Raw genomic sequence first — 18,622 nt, 5'->3', positions numbered from 1 at the left:
ACCCAGTTTTCATTGCTTGGGATAAGAGTACTGGAATCAGTATTACTGAATCTCAGATTAGTGATTTAAGTCATACTGTTGATACAAACACTCAACTAACCGAAGGTGAAGTTGATGCTGCAGTTAGTAACAATGGTTACTTGACAAGTTTTACTGAAATTGGAGATATTAGTGGCGTTACTGCTGGAACAGGTTTAACTGGTGGCGGTGCTGTTGGGGCATTAATTATTAATGCAATTGGAGGAGTTGGAATTAGTGTTGCAGCTGATAGTATTACAATTGATCCAACTTATACTCAAAGAAGAGTTTCTTCTTCTTGTGTTGCTGGTCAAAGTATTCGAGCTATTGCTGAAGATGGTACTGTTACTTGTGAAGTTGATACTGATACAAATACTCATGCTGGTACAATATGTGGTGTAGGCACATTTTTGAATGGTGATGGTAGTTGTGATGCTGGTTATTTGGATGCTGATGGGACTGATGCCATTGATGGCGGTAATGCACAAACTTTAGATAGTATTGATAGTGGATCTTTTTTAAGAAGTGATGTTGTTGATTCTTTAATTTCAACTACAAAAATCACAGGGTCATTAATTCATGAAGATAATACTGCAATGGGATATATAACTCATCCAAAAGGAGGTTATTATCAAACTAGTACTAGTTCAATTAGTGGTGCTATAAGGATTTGTCTTCCAACTTATAGGGTTGCTGATATGCTCGGTTTTAAAGTAGATATTTTTGATTATGCTGGTGGTTCTGATGGAGAAAGTATTACCTTAGATGTAAATGGATATTATTATAATGATGGAACATGGAATAATGAAGCAGTAACTATTCAATCAGGTCGAAGTGATAGAGATTATAATGTAAGATTTGGAGAAGAAAATTCTAAGGGTTGTATTTGGATTGGAGAAACAACATCTCCTTGGTCATATCCTCAAGTTGTGGTAAGAGATTTCTTTGGAGGATATTCTACAGATATTGATGCATATGATGATGGTTGGACAGTTTCCATAGAAACAACTCTTGGAACTATTGATGATACAATTTCTTCGAATTATATTTATTCTGATTGGAATAAAATCAAAAATATTCCCACAGGATTTGCAGATGGTGTTGATGCTGATACGAATACTAATGCTGGAACAATTTGTGGTGCAGGTACATTCTTGAATGGAGATGGTAGTTGTGATGCTGTTGTTGTTGATACAAATACTCAACTTAGTGAAGCAACAGTTGATTCTTATGTTAGTGATAATGGTTATTTAAGTTCTGATGTTTATGTAAATACTGTTGGTGATACAATGACGGGAGATTTATCAATTACTAAAAACAATGCTTGGTTAGAAATAGATAGTTCAAGTGCTGGAGGAAATGGTGTAGAGCAAGGTGCAGGAATTTCTATTGGAGAGAGTGGATATAAAGGTTCGGCAGCTCTTCATTTAACATATACTGGTGACGGTTATGGTCATATTGGTATGGGTGTTGTTGATAGTGTTACTGGTCTTCCTGCACAAGAAGCAATAAAATTTTATTATACTAATAATGATGTAACTTTTTTAGGTGATGTAACTGCATCTGCATTCTATTATTCTTCAGATGAAAGATTGAAAAAGAACATAATACCTATAGATAATGCTTTAGATAACCTTGAAAAACTTGAAGGAATTAAATTTAATTGGAGAGAATCAGGTAAAAGTGACATTGGTTTCATTGCTCAAGATGTTGAAAAAGTATTTCCTGAATTAGTTCAAACCGATAATCAAACTGGAATGAAATCAGTAAAATATGGAAACATTGTAGCAATCTCAGTTGAAGCAATTAAGGAACAACAAGAATTAATCGATTATTTAATTGAAATCAATAAGAATCAACAAAAAGAAATTGAAGAAATAAAAAAAGAGTTGAAAAAATCATAAAATGAAAATCAATAAAATAAAATTAATTCCTTTTGTATTAATCTTCATAGGCTTAATCTTTTTAGTTTATGCTGCAACATATTATCAAGTAAATTCTGGTGCAACAGTAACTATAGATGAACAAGGTATATGTAAAGAAGTTACAAATAATAATGGATTGGCTATGTTTGTCCCAACTAATTCTCTTGCAGAATGGACAGCATTTAGAGATAATGCTGTAGGAGTTACAATTAATGATTGTGCACCAGACTGTGTTGTTGGTGATACTTATAGTCAAACATTAAGTAAATGTGTTCGTCCTGCAAATATCACTAATACTTGTAGTACAAGTGGATTTTCCTGGACTTCTTTTTATGGAGGAAGATGTGATAATCAAATTTGTGCTTATGTTGATGATGGTTTAGGAACTATAAGTTCAGCAAGTTTAGAGGGAGATTGCACAATTAGTCATGCTTGGGATGGATATTGTTATAGATTTGATGCAAGAGCAGGTTGGAGTGATGTAGGTAGTTGTTATGCATCTACATTATATAGTATTCCTTATTCAACTTCAGTATGTCCTTCAGGTAGTAGTTTTGATGCAGCTACTCAAAAATGTTATGATACTGATTATTCAACAACATATTATTGTATAGGTTCTTATGTGCTAAATGGAGTTCAATGTACTATTGATCCTGTAACAGATATTTTTTTAGGAGTTAGTTGTGATTCAAAAACTTTATGTGGAGCAGGCCCTTATACTTTAACATGGACAAATATGTTAAATGTTGATAGTTGTACTGCAAGCGGTTTATGGTCTGGAGCAAAATCAGTCACAGGAGGTTCTGAAGATATCACTGCAATTATTAATGGACAAACTTGTGTAGGTGGTTGTGATTTTACATTAACTTGTCCGGGAGCATATGGGACAGTTGTTAAGACTGTAACTGTTCTTGATACAAGTGCTTCATCTTGCCCACTTTTATTTTATAAAGATGCTCTTGGTGAATTTGAATATATTACAGATATTTCAAGTGGAGTTTTAGGATTAGTAAATAATAAATTTGCTCAATATTATAATACAAGTAATATTATTGTTCCAATTAAACCAGATATTGAAGGTAATTATGAATTTGTAATAACAGAACCTATGGATGAGATATCTTATGTTGATGATGCTAAATTAATGTTAATTGATGCTCCAAAAGGTATTGAAATAGTTCATACAGGTATTAGAAGTGCAGTTATGGGAAGTATGGATTATAAAATTTCCACTATTTCAAATTCAATACTTCCATCAAAGGTTGTTAATAGATTTGGTAATGATGTAACAAGTAAATTTACTAAAGTAGATAACAAAGCAACATTTGTCGATATTTACGAAGATGATTATTTTGATTTATATTTTGATGATATTAAAGGTAATAAAAATGCTAAATTAATTATTGATTTATGGACATATATGACTAGTCAAGGTGAGCAACTCAATCACCCTTTCAAAGGAAACGTTTATCCTTACATTGAAGTAATGGATGAAAATGGTGATTTTGTAAAAGTGATGGATTGGCCATATAGTACTGCTGATATGAAATCAATAGTAATTGAATTAGGTGATATCTTCAAATCAGAGAATAAAGTAATTAGACTGCATACTGGAAAATATCATCCTCTTTCTGAGACTATGATTGACAGAATCAGGTATGATGAATCTGAGCCAGTAGATTACAATATCAAAGAAGTTAAACCATTCTCTGCAGATTTAGAAGACAAGAGTCTACACTCTTTCAAAGAGCAAAATACGGTTTCAAGAATGATTGCAAAATTAGATCCAAACTCAGTAGACCAATCTGGAGATTATCCCTATTACGGAAACTATACTAAACTTGGTAACGTTTTACCTCTTTTATTAACTCGTGATGATAAGTATGTGATAATGAGAAAAGGTGATATGATGACACTTAAATTCAACTACCAAAATAAAGTAAAAGATGATGAAGAAAGAACTATAATATTCTCTTCAAAAACTTGGTTTAGAGTGCCAAAATCTCAAGATTACTCAAATGAATACCCAGATCCATATCCATACACTGGCATGCAAGAGTATCCATACAATGAATCAAAAATTGATGGTAATTACTTTGATTATGCAAAAGAATGGAATACTAGAGAATATAAAAAATTAAATAATTTTTTAATTGGTAATTTTTCTACTCCTTATATTGTTAGAAATGGAAAAATTGATGGTGAATATTTTAGCTAAATAGTATTTTTAGTTTAATTTAATATTCTCTTATTCTTAAAATCTAATTTCTTTTCGATTATATGAACTACAACATCTTCAATTCTTTCTTTTCGACATCAAACTCGAAAATTTTAAAAGTCTCAGCAACATTTACAACCTTTGTTTTATTAAGTATTTCTTCTAAACCTGCTCCCTCATGAATATGTCCAACTAATGCATAGTCGGGTTTGAATTCCTCTAAAAATGCCCTTGTTGCAACAGAACCGCCAATAAATGGGAAAAACGGGGTCATTCTCTCCATTTTTGTTCCTTCGGGAGGTAGATGTGAAAGCATAATCTTAAACTTAGTATCTTTTATAGATTCATAATTCTCGACCATATTCAGAAGAATCTCTTCTTCAGTCTCTCCATAAGGACCAATTGGAACATAATTAGAACCAAATAAAGCTAAATCATCATTAACTAAGATAGGTGCATTTCCAACTAGATGAACATTATAATGTTCTTCTAAATTTTTAATACCTCTTTTAGTCTCATGATTTCCAGGAACCATGAAAATTTGTTTACCTTTAAAAATACCAAGTAACTTAGAAAAATCATCTTTCTTTTCAGACAAATCTCCTGTAAAAATAACAAAATCAATATCATCTAATTTCCCATACTTTTCAATCATATCAATAAATTTCTTCTTTGAATGAATATCTCCAGTTGCTAAAAACCTAATTTTATTATTATTCATATATATTATATATTCACACTATATTATAAATCTTATTTATGCTGCCTTAATTTCTTCTTTAGTAGGTTCATAAACTTTATTTATTTTTTTATTTTCAATATCTATTTCATAAATTGGATAATTTTTTTCAAGCATTTTAGGAACTCCAAATTTAACTAGTCTATTTATCCATTTAGGATTAATATATTCTTTAAAAGAATATTCATTAGAAATATCTTTTAATTTTTCAATAACTTCTATTTGTACTCCTTTTGTATAAAAAAGTGCTCCAATAGTCCATTTTCTAACAACTAACTCATTATAATTGCCAGTAATCTCTGGTGACTTTAAAGCTTCTTTTACATCAACCTTCATATATTACTAGTCCTATAAGCTAAACCATCTTCACTATCATTATCTATATTTTTTGTTGCAGAATCTTGAATATATGCTTCATATATATAACCTGAATCAAATATAACTCCAACTGACCCATCAATACCTGATCTTTTAGTATTAGCAATTCTAATTGGAAAATTTTCTCTAATCGTAGAAAGAGATAATTGATATTTCTCCGATTTCGTATCACCTTGATAGATTAAATTTGTAATAATGTTATTAAATGCATCAATTCTTCGTATTTCTCCAGAATTTAATGCAGCACCTCCTCCAAAAGCATTTGTAATATGAATACAAGCATAATCTAAATCATCAAGTCCTTGAACTGAATGATATCTAGTATCATCTTTAATCTCATAAAGTCTAGAAATTAATGCACTGAAATCAAGTTTTTCTATTTCATCATCTAAGTGATGTAACCCTAAATACTTTAATAATGATTTATCTTTTAGTTTATTTAGTAAATTAATTATAAAATTAAATACATGTTCAAAAGAATATTCTTTTTCAATATAAGTTGGATAAATTATTTCATTAAAAACATATTGAAAATATAAATCTGTAGATAGCATAATCGAAACTAGTTTTTCACTACAATCTTCATTCTCGGAGATTATTTTTATAATAAAATCAACAGATTCTATATTCATACCTCTCATTGTATATTGACCTTTAGTTAAATTGTCAAAAAATAATTTGTTCTCTGAAAGCCTTCTGCTTAGAATAGTTAATTTATCTAGGTTTTTAATTAATATCGATGAATTAAATTTAACACTGCCATTAACTTCATTAATTAGATTTATCACAGTTAAAGAATTATTAACTTCTCCTCCTTCTAATATTATCTTTAAAAATAAATAATATGATTGTAAATCATCAAAATCTAATGGTCTAATAAGATAAGATCTCATTCTGTTACAAATTATTTCAATAAATGATTGTTGATATGTATCTATGTTAGATATTATTTTTAAATATGTATTAAAATCATTTTTATTTTTATTAAGTAATTTATTTAATTTTTTATCATATTGTTCTAAAACAATATTTAAATTTTCTTTTGATTTGGATGATTCAAGAATGATATCATAACTTTCTTTACTAAATAATTGTTTATATTTCTCAATAAATCTAAATATTTCAATTATTGTAGAATCATTAGTACTTATAGTATTAATAAAAATTTGAACTATATAATCACCATAAATTTTATAGTAAGAATAAAAGTGTTCAAACTCATTCATAAAAAAGAAATTTCCTTCAAATATTTTTTCATTAATTTTTTTATAAGCCAAAATTATTCGAATTAAATGATTAAAACTATTTTCTTGAGAAATCATTTCTTTAACAATATCCATATTTGAACTAGAATAAAGTAATCTATCAAATATTTCATCAAAATTTCCTTCATGTATTGATTTATCAATTAATATTAGAAATCTTTCTAAAAATATATCATTCTTGTAAAATTCAATATTTTTCTCGATTATAGGTATAATTTTCACATCAAAATTATAAGGATTTTTAAAAACAGAAAAAATTATCATCTCAAAATTATTTTGATTAAGAATTGGAGTTAATGAAGCAATTTTTTCAAATATCTGCGAATAACCAGAGTTAGATTTTAAATCAAATTTTTTGATTGTTTCTAAATAAAATTTTAAATTTTTGGAAGTGATAATTGGGCTAATTTTAATTAATATGTCAAATACATCTTTTGGATTTTTTATTTCCTTAATAAATTTTGAAAGTAAATCCCAATTTTTTAATAATAGATTTGTAAATTCAGAATCTATATCATAATATCCATATTTTTTTAGAACAATTAAATTACTTTGATTATCACTTAAAGAGATAGAGTTTACAGTTTCATTTAATTGATTCAGATACTTTTCATATCCACTATTATCTTTCATACTTATTTTCTCATTTATTTTTTTCAATAATAAAATTCACTGCACTAACTTTTTCATCTATATCATAAGAATTTAAATCTTTTAATTCATTAACCAAAATAAGAATTGTATTAAATATTTCAACTCTATGTGTTGGATCCTCATTTTTAATTTTGTAATTCATAAATTTAGAGAATATTCCTTCTTGTTCTTTTTTAGATAATAATGTAGAAATAATTCTTTTAATTTGTTCAAGAATTTCTTGAGGATTTTTATTACTCTTCATTCTGATTTAAACATTTTTTTCATTTATATAAATTTGTATTACAAACTCTAAATTAATTGTTCAAAGAGCTTAAAAAAACTATCGTAATAATTAATTATTTGATCCCAAAAGAAAATAAACAACAAAAACAATATAACATATTTAAGTAATCTCCCCATAAATGCTAAGAATATATATCTTGCAAAACTAAATTTAAATCCACCATAAAAAACAGATAAAACTTCAATTGGTCCTGGAAAAATATTACCAACAAATAAGATAACTCCACCATAACGAAGAACTTTTTCTTTGTAACTCTCAAAATTTTTTTTAAACATCCATCTTAAAACTCTCTCTCCAAGCATTCTACCAAAAAGATAATTAAACAATAAACCTGTAATATTACCACAAATCATAATTACAATAATTAATACAGGAAAATATTGTGTTGAATTCAAAAAATAAATAAAGAGCGCTTCTGAAGGTAAAACTAAAAAGAAAATTGCTCCAAAAATTGAAGAAAAAAATAAACCAATAAGAGTTTGATTCACAATATTAGATTGAACATATAGATACTGTTTGTAAAATGTAGGATTTTTTTGAAGCATAGACAAAAAATAAAGCATAATTTGATCATAAAACAAATATAACACAAAAGCTAAACTCAAAATAATAATCCATTTTAGTTTTTTAGAACTTTTTTTTTGATTTATAGAATTCTTAGTTTTAGTTCTCTCAAAATGATATGGAAGTTCTATTGTTTTCTCATCTTCTTCAAATTCAATATAATAATTTTCATCCTCTTTTTTCATTTTTTAGAGATATGTATAAAGCAAGTTATAACTATTCATAATTTATATGTTTAAAGTAAAGTTTATAAAGTTTTATCTTAGATATTAAGTATGGGTTATGAAATTCTAGCAGAAGATTTATTTGATGATAGTAAAAAGAAAAAACCGAAGAAAGATAAAAGTTCTTCAAAGTCTGATAAAGGTTCAAAAAAATTAGATATAAATCCTTTATTTATACATATAGGTTTAATACTTGTCATCTTAATTCTATTATTTTTTGTATTCTCAGATTCAATAAATTTTAATTTTAAAGATGATAAGGTAGAAGACATAACAGTATTAGTTGGGGAGTTAAATAGTTTCAATAAAATATATTCTGGTGATTTAGAACTCTATGTTTCAAATTCTGAGTTAAAAACTCAAAGTTCAACATTGGAACTTAAATCTCAAGACTTAGAAATTAAAGATTTTCAAGGTAATATTTATCTTGATGATAATGATAGTATAGTTCTAAACGGAACAGCTGAAAAGATTGTTTATGGAAAGAATATATTAAATTTAGAAAATACTCAATTCACTTTAACATCATTTGACAAAACTAATGCGAATTTATATTACGAAAAAATTGATTTAGATTTCAAAGAAGGAAGAATCAAACTAAATGAAGAATTAAATTACGAATTTACAAATTCATCAATTACTCTAAATAGATATAATATGAGTTTTAATTATGATGGGACATTCACTTTTAGTGGAATAAGTTCAGAATTCACATTAAATGCAAGTAGTCCTAAACTTATGATAACTTACAAAAATGAGTAATTTTCCTAAATTCTCTTTTAACCAATTTATAAAAATAAAAGCAAAACCTAAATCTTCAAAATCAGAATTAATCTGGGACAATGAAAATGAGATGATATTAGCTTTTTTACACTCAATTCCTGATGATAACAAAGCAAATGAAGAACTTATTAAGCTATTTAAAAAGCAATTAAAGTTAAGAGTAGAACTAACCTCAGGTTTTAAGTCAAAAGACAAGAAAGTGAAAGTAATTTAAGAAATAATAATTAATTGTTTTCTTTCAATTTAGTTACAATGTAAGTTCTATATTTATCTTTAATAATACGATTTTTAGAAACAATCTCAGTAACTTTTAACCAGTCCAAAGCAATTTCATTATCAATTAACAAAGAGATTAATTCTGCTTGTTTAAATGGATGACTCAATTTATTAACGGCTCTTAAAAATAGTACTTCAATTCTTGTTTTTTGCTTATTCAATTCTTTAGAAATATCTTTTATTGGTTGAGGTTTTGAATAAAATCCTAAATTTCGTTTGAATAAATCTACTACATCAATATCAGTATCCTTAAAATTTATACTGTTTAATAAAAAACTATCAACTAATCTTAAGTATATTTGCACTGATTCAATATTGTTAAAATTTATTGTAATAATTTTTGTATCGAAAATAAGTTCTTCAAATTTATTTTTCAAATTATTATATTTAACTAAGTCCATATAATGAAAAGTAAAAATAGCTATATAAATATTATGTAAAATAAACAAAAATAATTGGGATTAAATTAAATCTCCAATCTCAACATCATCAGTAATAAACTCATCATCTAAAGAAGAATCTAAATCATCAGTTGTATAATCATAATCTGCAGGAACTTCATTTACTGTATCTCCTGAAGTAGGAGTATCAACATCATCAGAACTACTACATCCTGTAAAAGCTCCTAATAAAACTAAAACTAATAATAATAAGCTAATTTTTTTAATATTTGATTTAATCATTTTAATCTAAACCTCTTTTAGTATTTATACCATCTTGGATTCTTGTTCCATCTGCAGGTCTAATTCCTTCTCCTTGAGCAGCATTAGGGAATCTTTCTCTAAATTCATTTCTAAGAGTTTGTTTTTCATTATTCATTTCTCTTAAAGCAGTATTTTTTTTCTCTTGATCCATATTGTTAAAGTTTTGTTTTAATTGTTCTTTAACTTGATTCATATCAGCTTGACCTAATCTAACTTGTTCAACAAATTCAGAATTATTAATACCAAATTTATTCATATATTGCTCAGTTTTTTTAGCATTATAATTATTCTTAGCTTCTTCAAGTCTTTGATTTTGCATCAATCTTTGATTTTGAACATTGTTTCTATGCTCTTCCCTTATCTGTTCTTTAACTTCATCAGTAAAAGCACCTTGAGCAATTTCTCTATATTCACTACTTAACTTAATAGCTAATTGTTTTAGTTCTACATATTCTGCAGCTAAAACTGTAGCATCTTCTTCTAAATTCATTTGAGAAATTTTCTCTCTAATTGATTCTAGTTCTGAATTAATTTCTTCAAGTCTAGTAACATCAAACTCCGAATTCTCAGATTTAATTCTATTAATAATTTCCATAGAATTTCCATTTTGAGTCTCTACTCTTGCTTCTAATTGTAAAAGTCTAACTTGAGCTCCATCGCTATCAGCTAAAACTATTGCATCATTACTAATTACTACTTCATCTTCAGCAAATACTAAAGAAGTCATAGACATTAATAAAACTAAATTTAATAAAATTGCATTTATTTTTTTCATCATTTTTAAATAATATACTCTACGTGTTTTAAAATGATACCGAAACTTTGACAATTTTTTTGACAAAGGCTTAGAAATTCTAAAATTTCTTGAAAATCCATTTAAAGATTTTTGACTGCATCATTTTTTAATAAACCTATATTGATCGGTATGAAATTATGTACGGAACTATATATAAATGCTTCCCAGAACTAAGCGGAAACAACCGGAACTAAGTCTATTCTAGATTTATTTCAATATAATTTGATTGACCTGCTTTTTCTTTTTTTAAAATACCTTTAATAACTAAAGATTGGACATTTCTTGAAACAGAAGATTTAGGAATATTCATTACTGCTTCAAGTTGTTTTTGCGTCATCTTTTTATGTTTTTCAATTAGTTTTACTATCTCTTGTTGTCTCTGTGTCAAATTTTCAAGATTATAAGTTGATTTAGAAAAATCTTCATTATCTTCTAAATTTAGATCATCTTTCACTAAAATTTGTTTTTTACTCTTCTCTTTAAGTTTGAAAAGCAAAGATAGAATAATAATTAATGCAATAAAAAATATTATTGAAGAAACAATAAAAGTAGAATTTCTAAGCAAACTAGAATCAACTTTATCAATTTTATATTGAACAATTAAAGTAAAAGGTTTATCTTCACCAGTTCCAATAATTTTAAGACGACTATTACTCTCATCAATTCTCATATTTGGAGTAGTTCTAATATAATTAATTTGTGCTCCTTTAGGTAAATTTAATTCAAAAATATAATTATCAAATTTTTCAGTAGATGATAAATTTAAAACCCAATACTCAGCATTCTTAGAAGTATAACTTTGAGAATCAATAACATTTTGAAATAAGGCATAATTTGTTTTTCCATCAATACTAACTTCACCGTTATCTTTAATATCAATCGAAATATCTGCATAAAATCCTGAATAAACAAAACTCGAAAAAAATAGCAAAATAAAAAGGAATAAAGTATATCTAAACAATTTCATATTAAATTCAAGAATTAGTTATTTATAAAGTTAATTTTATTCAAAATCTCAATTAATATTGAATCCAACATATTGATGATTCTTATTAAGACTTATTTTTATGTCTCTAATTTCGTATTCACCATCTAAGCCATCAAAAAATCGTTGTTCAATTCCATTAACAAATTTTGGATTTAAAAATACATTTTGCAAATCTTCTCTAACTTTCAAATCATTAAAAAGTTTTTTTAATAATCCATCATTTCTAATAGAAACTGAGAATTTATTTATAAATTCTGAATCAGGCAAGATGGTCATTATTGCTCCAGGAATCAAATTTAACTTATTTTTACTAAAAATAGGTATTCCTGCAGATAGCATTGGAACATTACAATCATAAATATAAATCTCATTATAATCATTACTTATATCAATAATATCTTTTTTATATTCAGGAATTATCCAACCATTTTCTAAAGTAATATAATTCTGATGATTTTTTTTACCTATGGAACTACTCATTTTAATCTAATTAATTCAAAAAAAATTGTGTTTATAAATGTTACTAATCGGATAAACAAGAACATCTATCATAACCCTCATCTAAAGCTTCTTTAAGACTATTAAATGTAACAATATGGTCTTTAGACATCTTATGTGCGTAAGGACAATTTGAATAATGTAGCTTTTTAGATTCGGAATTACCTACTAAAAAATGTTGCTCTTCATGAGAACTAGTAACTTTATCAATCTTTTCTAAAGATACAATCTTAAGTTTTAAAATCTCCATTTCTCTTTTTAGAGAATCAAAATCTTTTTTAGATTGACTCTCAACCCTACTAACTTTCTCAGCAAGAAAAAATATCTCTCTTTTAACTTTATCAAAAGCAAATTTAATCATTTTAAGCTCTTCTTTAAATACCATAAAAATTTAGAAAGCATAGTAATTTATAAAACTATCTTTTGTTACTACTTATCTTGACAACACTATTATTTTTAACGATAAAATTTCTTATTTCCTACTTTAATAACCTTTTGACTTTCTTTTTCTTTAAATTTAGGTTCAATTTTTTCATAGTCAGGTAATCTTTTAAATTTCATATTCTTAAAATATTCTCCAATAATTTTAGTAAAATTATCCATATCTTTTCCAGCAACAAAATTAATAACTAATCCTTCTGCTCCTGCTCTAGCTGTTCTACCAATTCTATGAACATATTTAACTTTGTCTTTAGGGACATTATAATTATAAATATGGGAAATATTAGGAATATCAATACCTCTAGCAGCAATATCTGTTGTAATTAAAACATCAAACTTTTCATCTCTAAAATCTGAAATAATTTTATTCCTTTTACTCTCATCAATTGCGCCATGAACACATCTAGTCTTTAAATCAGTAAATTTGGAAACATTTTTTTTAATAAATTCTGCAGTCTCATGTCTATTAACAAAAACTAAATTCAATCCTGAACTTTGATATTTTAATAAATGAATAAGTAAAGATAATTTTTCATTTTTCTCAATTTGAAAATAACTTTGCAAAAGTTTCTTTTCATCAACAACAAACTCTGCCTTAATTTTAGAAGGTTCATTCATATATTTAGATGCAAGTTTCAACATTTCCTCAGTAATAGTTGCAGAAAAGAACATTTTTTGAATATAATTAGGAACAACTCCTAAAATCTTCTCAATATCTAAAAGAAACTCTTTCTCAAGCATTAAATCAACCTCATCTAGAACCAAAGCTTGTATATTCTCAAGATTAATAGTTTTTCTATCAATATGATCAATTAGTCTTCCTGTTGTACAAACAACAATTTGAGCATTTTTCAAACTTTCAATTTCTTTATCAATAGACTGGCCACCATAAACATTAACAATATTTAATCCAACAAATTTTGAAAATTTTGAAATATCTGCTCCAACTTGTTTTGCAAGCTCTCTTGTAGGCGTAATAACAATTGCTTGGATATTTTTTAAATTAGGATCACATAATTCAATAACTCTTGAGGCAAAAGCTAGAGTTTTACCTGAGCCAGTTGCAGAAGTTGCAATAACATCTCCTCCAGCAAGAAGTTTTGGGATAGTTTTCTTTTGAATAAGTGTAGGAAATTTAAAATCTTCCTCTTTAATAACTTTAATAATATCATCAATAATGTTTAATTTTTCGAACTCTTTCATAAAGAAAAAGAACAACTTCTTATTATTAAGCATTTGCTAAATAATCACTAATCTTATAAATCACGATATCTTTATAATTATATAATGACTAGCACACCTTTCAAGAAATGTTGTATATTTTTTCTCACAATTTTTATATTAGTGATTTCTATGTTATCAATCTCAACTTATTCTGCAACATATGACTGTAATACTTGTAATTCCTGTAATACTGCAATTTCTAACTCTGTTTCAGGAGATTTAATTAGACTTACATCTGACATAAATCAAGATTCAGGTAGTTGTATTGATACACAATCAAAAACTGACTTCACAATAGATTGTCAAAATCATTTAATTACTGGAGATGGAAGTTTAAGCTATTATGGAATAGAATTCAAGATAAATACTAATGATGTATCAGTTAATAATTGTAGAATTGAAGATTTTGGAAAAGGAATTTATTTATTTCATGCAGACAATAATAGTTTTGACAATTTAAATTTGCAAAATAATTACCAAGGATTTTCACATTTATATTCAAATAAAGTAATTATTACAAATTCGATAATGCAAGAAAATAAACAATCAGATTATTATTTTAGTCCATACGGTTTTATTGATTGTGATAATACAATAAGTAATCTGTTCAGCAATGGAAGAGAAATTTTATACGCAAATTCACAAGTTAATTTAAACAATGATGAATATGCTTCAGTAATTCTTTGTGATGCAGATGATTCAACATTAACAGATATAGACATTATGGGTTCAGATAATTACAATAACAATGGATTATATATGTACCATACAGACAACACTAATCTCATAGGAATTAATTCGACAAATAATAGTGATTTTAGGATAAGTCAATCAACAAATAATCTTTTTGAAGACATTTATGTAACTAATAATACCCAATATGGTATTTTTTTTGATTTAGGGTCAAACGACAACATACTTAAAAATAGTTATTTTAGTCAAAACTCTCAATTCGTAGTATATATTCGAGGAGACAATAATATTGTTGATAATACAATAATAGAGAGAAATTTTGCTACAGGAATATTTATTCAAGGAGAATCTAATACAATTGCAAATTCAACACTAATTGCAAATTATCCTTCAGGAATAAGTGTTCAAAATTCAAATAATCTATTCTATAATAACATTCTTGCAAATACAATAAACTACGAAGAAGCATCAGGAACAACAAATTATCTAAATAAACCTTTAGATTGTAGTGAAACTAATATTGTGGGAGGTTCTTGTAGTGGTGGTAATTACTGGTCCAAATTAACCCATCTTGGTCTTGATTGTGCAACATGGGAAACAAACTATGTTGGAATATGTTATGACAATACTTATTTCTGGAAAGCAGAAAAGAATCATTCGGAATTATGTATGGATGGTGATGCAAATGGAATTTGCGATAGTATTTTTGATTTAAGTGTAGCAGAGAGAAGTGAAATTGCAATAGACAATTATCCTCTTAAAGGAAATATATTTGGGCAAAGTCTAGATTATTACGAATTATTTATTTCAGATAATTCTGACATAAACACAAAAGTAGGTGACGATATAGTATTTAGTGCAGATTTTAGAAAAAATTCAGCATATTTTGGAGAAGGGACTTGTAAAATCTTTGTTGATGATGTATGGGAAAATATGATAAACACAGGCATAAGTTATAACAGATTAGTTACTGTAACAACTAATGAGATGTTAGAATATTATGTTTCTTGTTATGAAGATGATGTAGATAATCATTTACAGAAATTTAACAGTTTTTTTGTTAATTCAGTAACTCAAGATGATACAACAAACAATTTAGCATATTTAAATTCTAAAACTGGCACAAGCAGACCTTTTACAATAATAGTAGAAGAAAATTATGCTTATGTTGGTTCTGAATTCAAAGGAATAGAAATCTATGATATTTCAAATCCAAATAATGTAGTTAAAACAGATGACTATACTCTTAGTTCTGGAACCTATCCAGTTGAAATAGAAATACATAACGATATTGCATATGTGCTTTTAAGAGACTCAAGTTTTATGTGTTTTGACATATCTGACAAATATAATATACAAGTTCTATGTGATTATACAAATACAGATATTGAAGGAGGGTTCAATGTAGAAGTTGATTCAAATATAGCTTACCTAACCTCATATTATACTGACTCTTTGTATGCATTAGATATAAGTGATTTAAATAGCATTACAGTAGAAAACTCATATACTGACCCAATAATTTTAAATGGTGCATATAAACTAAAAAAAGTAGATAACTATCTATATGTATTATCTTCTTATTCAAACACTCTCTCAATTTTTGATGTATCTAATCCTAGTAATATGCAACTAATAAACACCTATAATGATGCTTCATTTCAAGTATTTAAAGACATAAAACAACTTGGGTCAAACTTATTCATACTTGCTAAAGAAACTGTAGTAATACTTGACATATCAAATCCAACAAACCCTACAAAAGTATCAGAATTATATTCTCAAAATTTTAATTGGTCATCTTCAATAGAGATAAGTGATTTAGGATATTTATTTGTAAGTTCAAACGGACTTAATCAAATAACAGTTGTAGATATTACAAATATAAATTCTCCTTCAATTACTGAAACATTCACAAATAGATTAATAGATGGAGTCCAAGATACTTATGCATATCAAAATAAACTCTACACTGCAAATCTTGGAGCAGATTCTATATCAATTTTTGATGCATCATATTATGTAGCAGAAAATAATCATAGTTCTCAAATAGTCTCAATACCTTCAGTAACAATCGACTACACTCCATTTAATTCATCAACAACTGATTTTTCAACATACACAACAGAAGAATTAGCAGATATGGAAAATGTAATATTTGCAAATACATATGGAAAAATCGAATACACACAAAATATTTCAGTTATCAGTAGCATAATATTGACAAACAAATTAAAAATTGAAAACAATAGAATTGAAGTGAACTCAGCATTAATACCTCAATTCAACAAACCTGCAATATTAGAAATTTCAGGGATAACTTATACTGAACCAATAATTTATCAAGATACAACAATATGTCCTTCAAATATTTGCCAATTAATCTCATATGAAAACAACATAGTAAGATTTAGTGTTACAGGATTTAGTTATTATACAATAAAAGAAAACACAACTGAAGTTATAACACCTCCAGTAGATGGTGGTACAAGCTCAGGAGGAGGTGGTGGAAGTAGTAGTTCATCTCCAGAAGTTTCTTATCAAAGTGCAGCAAATGTATGTAATATTGATTATACTTGTTCTAATTGGGGTTCATGTATAGGTGGAGTACAAACTAGAACTTGTGAAGATGCAAATGAATGTAGTTCAATAATCAAAACTGAATCACAATTCTGTTCAGATTCTAGTATAATTAGTAAAATAATAGAAACAATAACTAACATAACTACAGAAGACTACATTTATTATTATGCTGATATAGATAATCTAAACTCATTATACACATTTTTCAAAAAAGTTCCAGACAAATTTATAATCGTAGATAAAGATTTGAAAAAACAATATCTTGCAATACTAAATTTCTCAGAATCAACAACTGAGAAAGTTTATTCAATTTTAGAAATCAAAGATGAAGAAAGTATTGAATATGTAAAAGAATTAGGATTAGAAACATATGATTTCAATAAAACAACATCAGGACAACTAAAAGTAATACCTGAAAACAAAGATATTGACAAAGTAACTTATTTTCAAATAGCATTAATTAGTATCGGAGTAATATTTCTAATATCTTTATTCCTATTTATTACCTTTAGACTTCTATCAAAAGATTAGCAAAAATATTATAAATCCTCGAATCATAGTAAGATATGCAAAAAAAACTAAGTAAAGCGACTTTTGGTATGGGTTGTTTTTGGAATCCTGAATATTTTTTCTCAAAATTAGATGGAGTATATTCAACTAGAGTAGGATATTCTGGCGGTACACTAGAAAAACCCAATTATGATAATTTAGGAGATCATAGCGAAGTAGTAGAAATTACCTATGATAATTCTAGAATCTCATTCACCAAACTCTTAGAAAATTTTTGGAGAGAACATGACCCAACACAAATTCAAGAAACACAATACAAGTCTTTAATACTATATCACAACCAATATCAACGAGAACTCGCAAATTCATCAAAAAATCAAATACAAAAACAATTTTCAAAAATAATTAAAACAAAAATAATTCCATTAAAGAAATTCTATAAAGCAGAAGATTATCATCAAAAATATATGAAAAAAAAAGAGATAAAGAATTTGTGAAAGAAACATCTAACAAAATTTAGATAGTAGTTGTTACTCTCAAAGTAATATTATATATTTTATTGAGATTATATTTTAAATAATATATGACTAATCAAATTAATTCATTTTTGAAAAAATTTGACAATTATAATGAATTATTATTAAATGAAATGAGTAAAATCAAAATTTGTAAAGATACAAATCTCGTTGAAATTTATCACAATTATTTTAAAACTTTAATACAAATTAATTATCATTTTGATAAAAATATAAATATTGTAAGATTTCACTAAAAATTAATTTTATGTGAGATTTATAAAATTAACACTGCATCAAAAAAAATAGAAAAAATACTTCTTCAAAAAAAACAATCATT

The 18,622-nt window shown here is 26.4% G+C and carries 18 protein-coding genes; 6 read left to right on the top strand and 12 right to left on the bottom strand.

Features of this window, described 5'->3' with window-relative positions:
• Positions 1-1,922: tail fiber domain-containing protein (locus tag PF569_00135; protein MDA3854634.1), on the top strand; the 1,922-nt coding region annotated here is incomplete at its 5' end.
• Between the two features lies 1 nt (position 1,923).
• Positions 1,924-4,161 (top strand): hypothetical protein, encoded by a 2,238-nt coding sequence (locus PF569_00130; GenBank protein MDA3854633.1) that lies wholly within the window; start codon positions 1,924-1,926, stop codon positions 4,159-4,161.
• 67 nt (positions 4,162-4,228) lie between these two features.
• On the opposite strand, the gene PF569_00125 is transcribed toward PF569_00130, so the two are convergent.
• From PF569_00125 to PF569_00105, 5 genes are read right to left on the bottom strand one after another with little or no spacing between them, the layout of a single operon-like run.
• Positions 4,229-4,882, bottom strand: a complete 654-nt coding sequence (locus PF569_00125; protein ID MDA3854632.1) for a metallophosphoesterase — start codon at positions 4,880-4,882, stop codon at positions 4,229-4,231.
• 36 nt (positions 4,883-4,918) lie between these two features.
• Positions 4,919-5,236 (bottom strand): hypothetical protein, encoded by a 318-nt coding sequence (locus PF569_00120; GenBank protein ID MDA3854631.1) that lies wholly within the window; start codon positions 5,234-5,236, stop codon positions 4,919-4,921.
• Complete coding sequence (locus PF569_00115) at positions 5,233-7,176, bottom strand: hypothetical protein (GenBank protein ID MDA3854630.1); 1,944 nt, start codon at positions 7,174-7,176, stop codon at positions 5,233-5,235. The genes PF569_00120 and PF569_00115 overlap by 4 nt, the downstream gene beginning before the upstream one ends.
• A gap of 10 nt (positions 7,177-7,186) precedes the next feature.
• Entirely contained in the window at positions 7,187-7,441 is a 255-nt protein-coding gene (locus PF569_00110) for a hypothetical protein (protein MDA3854629.1), read from the bottom strand.
• Positions 7,442-7,488: 47 nt separating this feature from the next.
• A complete protein-coding gene (locus PF569_00105; GenBank protein ID MDA3854628.1) occupies positions 7,489-8,232 on the bottom strand; it encodes a VTT domain-containing protein in 744 nt (247 codons plus the stop codon).
• Positions 8,233-8,322: 90 nt separating this feature from the next.
• Here PF569_00105 and PF569_00100 point away from each other — a divergent pair, with 90 nt between their 5' ends.
• Together PF569_00100 and PF569_00095 are read left to right on the top strand one after the other, a co-directional pair.
• A complete protein-coding gene (locus PF569_00100; GenBank protein ID MDA3854627.1) occupies positions 8,323-9,033 on the top strand; it encodes a hypothetical protein in 711 nt (236 codons plus the stop codon).
• Positions 9,026-9,268 carry a DUF167 domain-containing protein gene (locus PF569_00095; protein ID MDA3854626.1) on the top strand — a complete coding sequence of 81 codons (243 nt, stop codon included), beginning with the start codon at positions 9,026-9,028 and terminating at the stop codon, positions 9,266-9,268. The genes PF569_00100 and PF569_00095 overlap by 8 nt, the downstream gene beginning before the upstream one ends.
• Before the next feature lie 10 nt (positions 9,269-9,278).
• Here PF569_00095 and PF569_00090 read toward each other — a convergent pair whose 3' ends face one another.
• The 7 genes from PF569_00090 to PF569_00060 all read right to left on the bottom strand — a co-directional run bounded on the left by PF569_00090 (position 9,279) and on the right by PF569_00060 (position 13,960).
• On the bottom strand, positions 9,279-9,731 hold the full coding sequence (locus PF569_00090; GenBank protein ID MDA3854625.1) for a hypothetical protein: 453 nt from the start codon (positions 9,729-9,731) through the stop codon (positions 9,279-9,281).
• A 60-nt stretch (positions 9,732-9,791) separates the two neighbouring features.
• Positions 9,792-10,013 (bottom strand): hypothetical protein, encoded by a 222-nt coding sequence (locus tag PF569_00085; protein MDA3854624.1) that lies wholly within the window; start codon positions 10,011-10,013, stop codon positions 9,792-9,794.
• Position 10,014: 1 nt separating this feature from the next.
• Entirely contained in the window at positions 10,015-10,812 is a 798-nt protein-coding gene (locus tag PF569_00080; GenBank protein MDA3854623.1) for a hypothetical protein, read from the bottom strand.
• Positions 10,813-11,026: 214 nt separating this feature from the next.
• Positions 11,027-11,797, bottom strand: a complete 771-nt coding sequence (locus tag PF569_00075; protein MDA3854622.1) for a MarR family transcriptional regulator — start codon at positions 11,795-11,797, stop codon at positions 11,027-11,029.
• 48 nt (positions 11,798-11,845) lie between these two features.
• Positions 11,846-12,298, bottom strand: a complete 453-nt coding sequence (locus PF569_00070) for a hypothetical protein (GenBank protein ID MDA3854621.1) — start codon at positions 12,296-12,298, stop codon at positions 11,846-11,848.
• A 43-nt stretch (positions 12,299-12,341) separates the two neighbouring features.
• Positions 12,342-12,701 carry a hypothetical protein gene (locus PF569_00065; protein MDA3854620.1) on the bottom strand — a complete coding sequence of 120 codons (360 nt, stop codon included), beginning with the start codon at positions 12,699-12,701 and terminating at the stop codon, positions 12,342-12,344.
• Between the two features lie 71 nt (positions 12,702-12,772).
• A complete protein-coding gene (locus tag PF569_00060; protein MDA3854619.1) occupies positions 12,773-13,960 on the bottom strand; it encodes a DEAD/DEAH box helicase in 1,188 nt (395 codons plus the stop codon).
• A 150-nt stretch (positions 13,961-14,110) separates the two neighbouring features.
• Here PF569_00060 and PF569_00055 point away from each other — a divergent pair, with 150 nt between their 5' ends.
• Together PF569_00055 and msrA are read left to right on the top strand one after the other, a co-directional pair.
• The gene (locus PF569_00055) at positions 14,111-17,788 is read left to right on the top strand and encodes a right-handed parallel beta-helix repeat-containing protein (GenBank protein MDA3854618.1); all 3,678 of its coding nucleotides are present in this window, start codon (positions 14,111-14,113) and stop codon (positions 17,786-17,788) included.
• 35 nt (positions 17,789-17,823) lie between these two features.
• Positions 17,824-18,264, top strand: coding sequence for a peptide-methionine (S)-S-oxide reductase MsrA (msrA, locus tag PF569_00050; protein MDA3854617.1), 441 nt, complete (start codon positions 17,824-17,826; stop codon positions 18,262-18,264).
• Positions 18,265-18,622 lie beyond the last annotated feature (358 nt).

This window comes from Candidatus Woesearchaeota archaeon, assembly GCA_027858315.1.
Taxonomy (GTDB): Archaea; Nanobdellota; Nanobdellia; order Woesearchaeales; family UBA583; genus UBA583.
Note: the sequence above shows the minus strand (reverse complement) of the source record. Positions and strands in the feature narration are given on the sequence as shown.